Source organism: Streptomyces sp. NPDC045695, assembly GCF_056432025.1.
Genome location: NZ_JBWKJU010000021.1, coordinates 101,005 through 105,702, shown reverse-complemented (window position 1 = coordinate 105,702; position 4,698 = coordinate 101,005). Strand labels below are relative to the sequence as shown.

General features: G+C 69.0%; 5 protein-coding genes. 4 read left to right on the top strand and 1 reads right to left on the bottom strand.

All coding sequences use genetic code 11. The features are described 5' to 3' along the window. From AC07DU_RS28275 to AC07DU_RS28265, 3 genes are all read left to right on the top strand, one after another. On the top strand, positions 1 to 1,151 hold a 1,151-nt coding region (locus AC07DU_RS28275; protein WP_479114449.1), incomplete at its 5' end, for a collagen-like domain-containing protein. A gap of 149 nt (positions 1,152 to 1,300) precedes the next feature. Further along, a complete protein-coding gene (locus tag AC07DU_RS28270; protein ID WP_479114447.1) occupies positions 1,301 to 1,945 on the top strand; it encodes a tetratricopeptide repeat protein in 645 nt (214 codons plus the stop codon). Next, a complete protein-coding gene (locus tag AC07DU_RS28265; protein ID WP_360893499.1) occupies positions 1,942 to 3,216 on the top strand; it encodes a glycosyltransferase in 1,275 nt (424 codons plus the stop codon). The genes AC07DU_RS28270 and AC07DU_RS28265 overlap by 4 nt, the downstream gene beginning before the upstream one ends. Positions 3,217 to 3,912: 696 nt before the next feature. Here AC07DU_RS28265 and AC07DU_RS28260 read toward each other — a convergent pair. Then, complete coding sequence (locus AC07DU_RS28260) at positions 3,913 to 4,299, bottom strand: TraR/DksA family transcriptional regulator (protein ID WP_360901977.1); 387 nt, start codon at positions 4,297 to 4,299, stop codon at positions 3,913 to 3,915. Between the two features lie 114 nt (positions 4,300 to 4,413). On the opposite strand from AC07DU_RS28260, the gene AC07DU_RS28255 reads away from it, so the two are divergent. Then, positions 4,414 to 4,560 carry a hypothetical protein gene (locus tag AC07DU_RS28255; RefSeq protein ID WP_479114444.1) on the top strand — a complete coding sequence of 49 codons (147 nt, stop codon included), beginning with the start codon at positions 4,414 to 4,416 and terminating at the stop codon, positions 4,558 to 4,560. The last annotated feature ends 138 nt before the right edge of the window (positions 4,561 to 4,698 follow it).

Sequence of the window (4,698 nt, the reverse complement as noted above, 5' to 3'; positions counted from 1 at the left end):
AGGGCAGCCAGGGGTTCCAGGGCAGCCAGGGCTTCCAGGGCGGGGCCGGCGTCCAGGGCAGCCAGGGTGAAGTCGGCAGCCAGGGCAGCCAGGGCGAGATCGGCCCGCAGGGCAGCCAAGGCAGCCAGGGCGACATCGGAGTCCAAGGCAGTCAAGGGTTCCAGGGTGACACCGGCGCGCAGGGCACGCAGGGCAGCCAGGGGTTCCAGGGCGACACCGGCACCCAGGGCAGCCAGGGGACCCAGGGATTCCAGGGCTTCCAGGGCGGCACCGGAGCACAGGGCGGTCAAGGAGCTGTGGGTGCGCAGGGCACCCAGGGCAGTACCGGCGCGCAAGGCAGCCAGGGCAACGTCGGCGCGCAGGGCACGCAGGGCAGTCAGGGGTTCCAGGGCGACAGCGGCACACAGGGCAGTCAGGGGTTCCAGGGCAGCCAGGGCTTCCAGGGCGGCACCGGAGCGCAGGGCGGTCAAGGAGCTGTGGGTGCGCAGGGCACCCAGGGCAGTACCGGCGCGCAAGGCAGCCAGGGCAACGTCGGTCCGCAGGGCACGCAGGGCAGTCAGGGGTTCCAGGGCGGCACCGGCACACAGGGCAGTCAGGGGTTCCAGGGCAGCCAGGGCTTCCAGGGCGGCACCGGAGCGCAGGGCGGTCAAGGAGCTGCGGGTGCGCAGGGCACCCAGGGCAGCACCGGCGCGCAAGGCAGCCAAGGCAACGTCGGTCCGCAGGGCACGCAGGGGTTCCAGGGCGGTGCCGGTGCCCAGGGAAGTCAAGGCGGCCCCGGTGCGCAGGGCCCTCAAGGCTTCCAAGGCAACCAGGGCTCCCAAGGCAACCAGGGGTTCCAGGGCAACCAGGGGTTCCAGGGCAACCAGGGGCTCCAGGGCAACCAGGGCTTCCAAGGCACCCAGGGGTTCCAGGGCAACCAGGGCGCGAGCCCCGGGGCGCAGAGCACGGTCGTCTCCAACAGCGGCACAGGCCAAGCCGTTGTCTTTTGCCCCGCTGGTACATTCGCCGTCGGCGGCGGCTACCAGAGCACGTCGGTCGTCGGCCTCCAGATGCTCAGCAGCCGTCCTGTCGGGGGTTCCCCGGCTACTGGCTGGCAGGCCACCTCGAACGGCGTGGGCACAGTCACCGTCTACGCGGTATGCGCGCCGTGAACCTCCGAGCCATGAAGTCTCCTGACCAGCCGGCCGGCGCACACGGCCGCACTGGTCAACGACGTCCGCGAGCATCGTCCGTGCAGCCAAACGTGCTAGCTCATGCCGCCCGCCTCCCTCGTGTTACCGGATCGGTGAGGTAGAACCCTGTGAAAAAGCGGATCGTGCTGTGGACCGGACTCGCCGCGGCAGTCGTGGTCGCCAACGCGGCTACCGGTTGGGTCCAGCTGCTCGCAGGAGACCCCAAGACCACTCCTTCGACTGTGTCCGGGCCCGAATCACCTATGGCCAAGCGTGCCGTGCGGGCTGAGGCACTGCTCCAAGCGGGCATCAAGCAGGGGGAGAACAAGGAATTCTCCGGAGCGACGCATAGCTTCCGACAGGTCCTGGACCTGAACGTGAACCCCGCCAACAAACTCGCCTGGTACAACCTCGGCGTCATCGCCCAGCACGACAAAAGGACAGCAGACGCACGCGCGGCTTACGACAACGCCCTCAAGATCGACTCGAATTTCGGACCGGCCCTCTACAACAAGGCGCTTCTGATCGAGTCGAGCCACCCCGATCAGGCGATAGCGATCCTGCGGCACATCGTGGGCGCCGACCCGAAGGCCGCCACGGCCCATCTCCACCTTGGACAGGCCCTGGCGAAGAAGGGCCGGGACGAAGAGGCCGAGGACGCCTTCGGCCTCGCCGTCCGCGCCGACCCATCGCTACTACAGCACGTCCCGGAGAAGTTCCGGGATTCCGCGATCCCAGCACTGACAGCCACTCAGGTAGGTACCACGGAATGACTTCTTCCCCGACCCCGAGGTTCTCCGTCTTCACTCCCAGCCACCGACCGCGTTTCCTGGACGAATGCCTCGCGACCCTGCAAGCACAGACCTGCTCCGACTGGGAGTGGATCGTCCTCCTCAACAACGGCGCTCGATGGCGGCCGGAACGCCCCGACGACCGTGTCCGGTTGGAGGTCGCGGACGACATCCGGGGGGTTGGAGCCGCCAAACGCCGTGCCTGCGAAGTGGCACGCGGCGAGATCCTCGTCGAGCTCGACCACGACGACCTGCTGGCGAAGGACTGCCTGGCGGAACTGGCGAAGGCCTTCGACGAGCATCCCGACGTCGTCTTCGTCTACAGCCACACCGCTCAGATCACCGAGGACGGAAGCAGGGACGACACACGCTTCAACGAGGCGAACGGCTGGCAGTACGAGGAGGTGGACGTCGACGGTCGCCGCCTCCTGCAAGCCATCTCCATGGCACCGACGCCGCACAACGTCTCGTACATCTGGTACGCCCCCAACCATGTGCGGGCGTTCCGCAGGGACACGTACGAGCAGGTCGGCGGGTACGACGCCACACGCACAGTGCTGGACGACCAGGACTTGATGTGCCGTCTCTTCCAGGCGGGCGACTTCCACCGCATCCCCCGATGCCTGTACATGCAACGAATGCACCCCGACAACACCCAGCGCGACACCGAGATCAACGCACACATCCAGCGCGAGACCGTCGCCCTATACGACAAATACATCGAATGCAACGCGCTCGCCTGGACCAAGCGGCGCGGGCTGCTCGCACTGGACCTCGGCGCCGCGCACCGCAAGCCGCCCGGCTACCTGGGAGTGGACCAGTACGCAAGGGACGGCGTCGACATCATTGCGACGCTGCCCGAGCCACTGGACCTCCCCGACAACTCGGTCGGCCTGCTCCGGGCGGTGGACTTCCTGGAGCATGTGCCCGCGAAGATTCCCCTGATCAACGAGCTGTACCGCCTACTGGCACCAGGAGGCATGCTCCTCAGCCAGACTCCCAGCTCCGACGGCCGGGGTGCGTACCAGGACCCGACGCATGTCGCCTACTACAACGAGAATTCGTTCTGGTACTACACCGACAACCAGTACCGCGCCTTCGTACCGGAGATCCAGGCCCGATTCCAGAACTCACGGCTGATCACCTACTTCCCAACCGACTGGCACTCCAGGAACCAGATCTCCTATGTGCAGGCCAATCTGATCGCGATGAAGGACGGCGCCGAACGCTGCGGCGGGCCCTTGCTGGTGTAACGCCCTGGGCGACAAGGTGCGTGCAGAAGACCGCGGTCACGCTCCGGGCCCGTCCGCGTGACCGCTGACGGGTCCGGAGGGTGACCGTTGGCTCGACTGGGGCGGCTCCGCGACCCGCGTGCTCCAGTTCGTGGCAGGGGTGACCTCCGGGCGGCTGGTGCCCGTCCTCCTGGAGCGGCTGCTGGCGAACGAGGGCTTCGTCCCCGGGGCGGGCGGGCCCGTCGGCGATCCGCCCGCGCGCGGCCCGCCATCCGCTGGCCTCGGGCTCGGGGACTCCGCACGCCTGTGCTCCCCGCCGACGCGGGGGTGTCGGCCCCGCCGTCGGCCGGCCGCGCCCTGCCCGCCGGTCGGCGGGGCGGCGCCCTGCTCGGCGACATGCCGCAGGTACCGGTCCAAACCGTCGAGCTGCGCGGATCGAGTACGGCATCGGCGCCTCCCGCCAACCCGACCCCACCGACTACGAGGCCCAGCCGGTCGCCGTTCCGTTCGGCCTGATCGTCCGCGACCACGTCCTGACCGGACGCGTCGACCGGTTCTGGGTGACCGACGCGAATGACCAGTCCCGCACGATCACCCGGAGCCGCTCCCTAAAACCAGCGCTCTAGTTCGGGCCCCAGTAGGTTCGCCAGCGGTGGCTGTGACGCTGCTGCTGTCGAGCCCGGGGCGCTCCGCCGTTGGACCGGACATTGGTCGGCGTCAGGCGGAACGCGGCGGCCGGCGCGGATCGGACGCGCAGCGGACGCAGGTGGTCGCGGCCGGACGGATCTCCAGGCGTTCGGGCGGAATCGTCCCGCCGCAGTTTTCGCACTGTCCGTACAGTCCCTGTTCGAGCCGTTCGAGTGCCCGGTCGAGCTCTTCCAGGTGTTCGCGCGCCCGCGCCAACAGGGTGGCCACGTGGGCTCTTTCGAAGGCGGTACTGCCTCCCTCGGGGTCGTGCTCGTCGTCGACCGCGACCAGGGCGTTCGCCGCGACGATCCCGTCGAAGTCGCGGCTCAGTGCGGCCGCCTGCGCGAGGGTATCGGCGCGGTCGGCTGCGAGGCGTGCGCGGGCGGTCGCGTGCTCGTCTCGATCTGCCTCGGTCATGTTCGGACAGCTCCTTCACCAGGTCGTCTCGGGTCATGTTCGAGCGGCTGGGGACGTGGGCGGCGGCCGCCTTCTCGGCAAGCACGTACTGCTGCCCGCCGTCGGACGATCAACATGATCGACACGGTCGAGGAGAAGGTCTACGTCGACCGGACCAAGGACCAGATCAAGGACGCCCCCGAATTCGACGAGGCCAAGCACAGCGGGAACCCGACCTACCGGGAACAGTTCAGCCGGTACTACAACATGCCGCACATGTAGCGCAGGCGTACACATGGTGCGGGGGGGGGGGGGGGGGGGGGGGGGGGGGGGGGGGGGGGGGAGAGGGGGGAGGGGGGGGGGGGGGGGGTGGGGGGCGGGGGGGGGGGGGGGGGGGGTTGCGTAGGCTGTTGCCGAGTC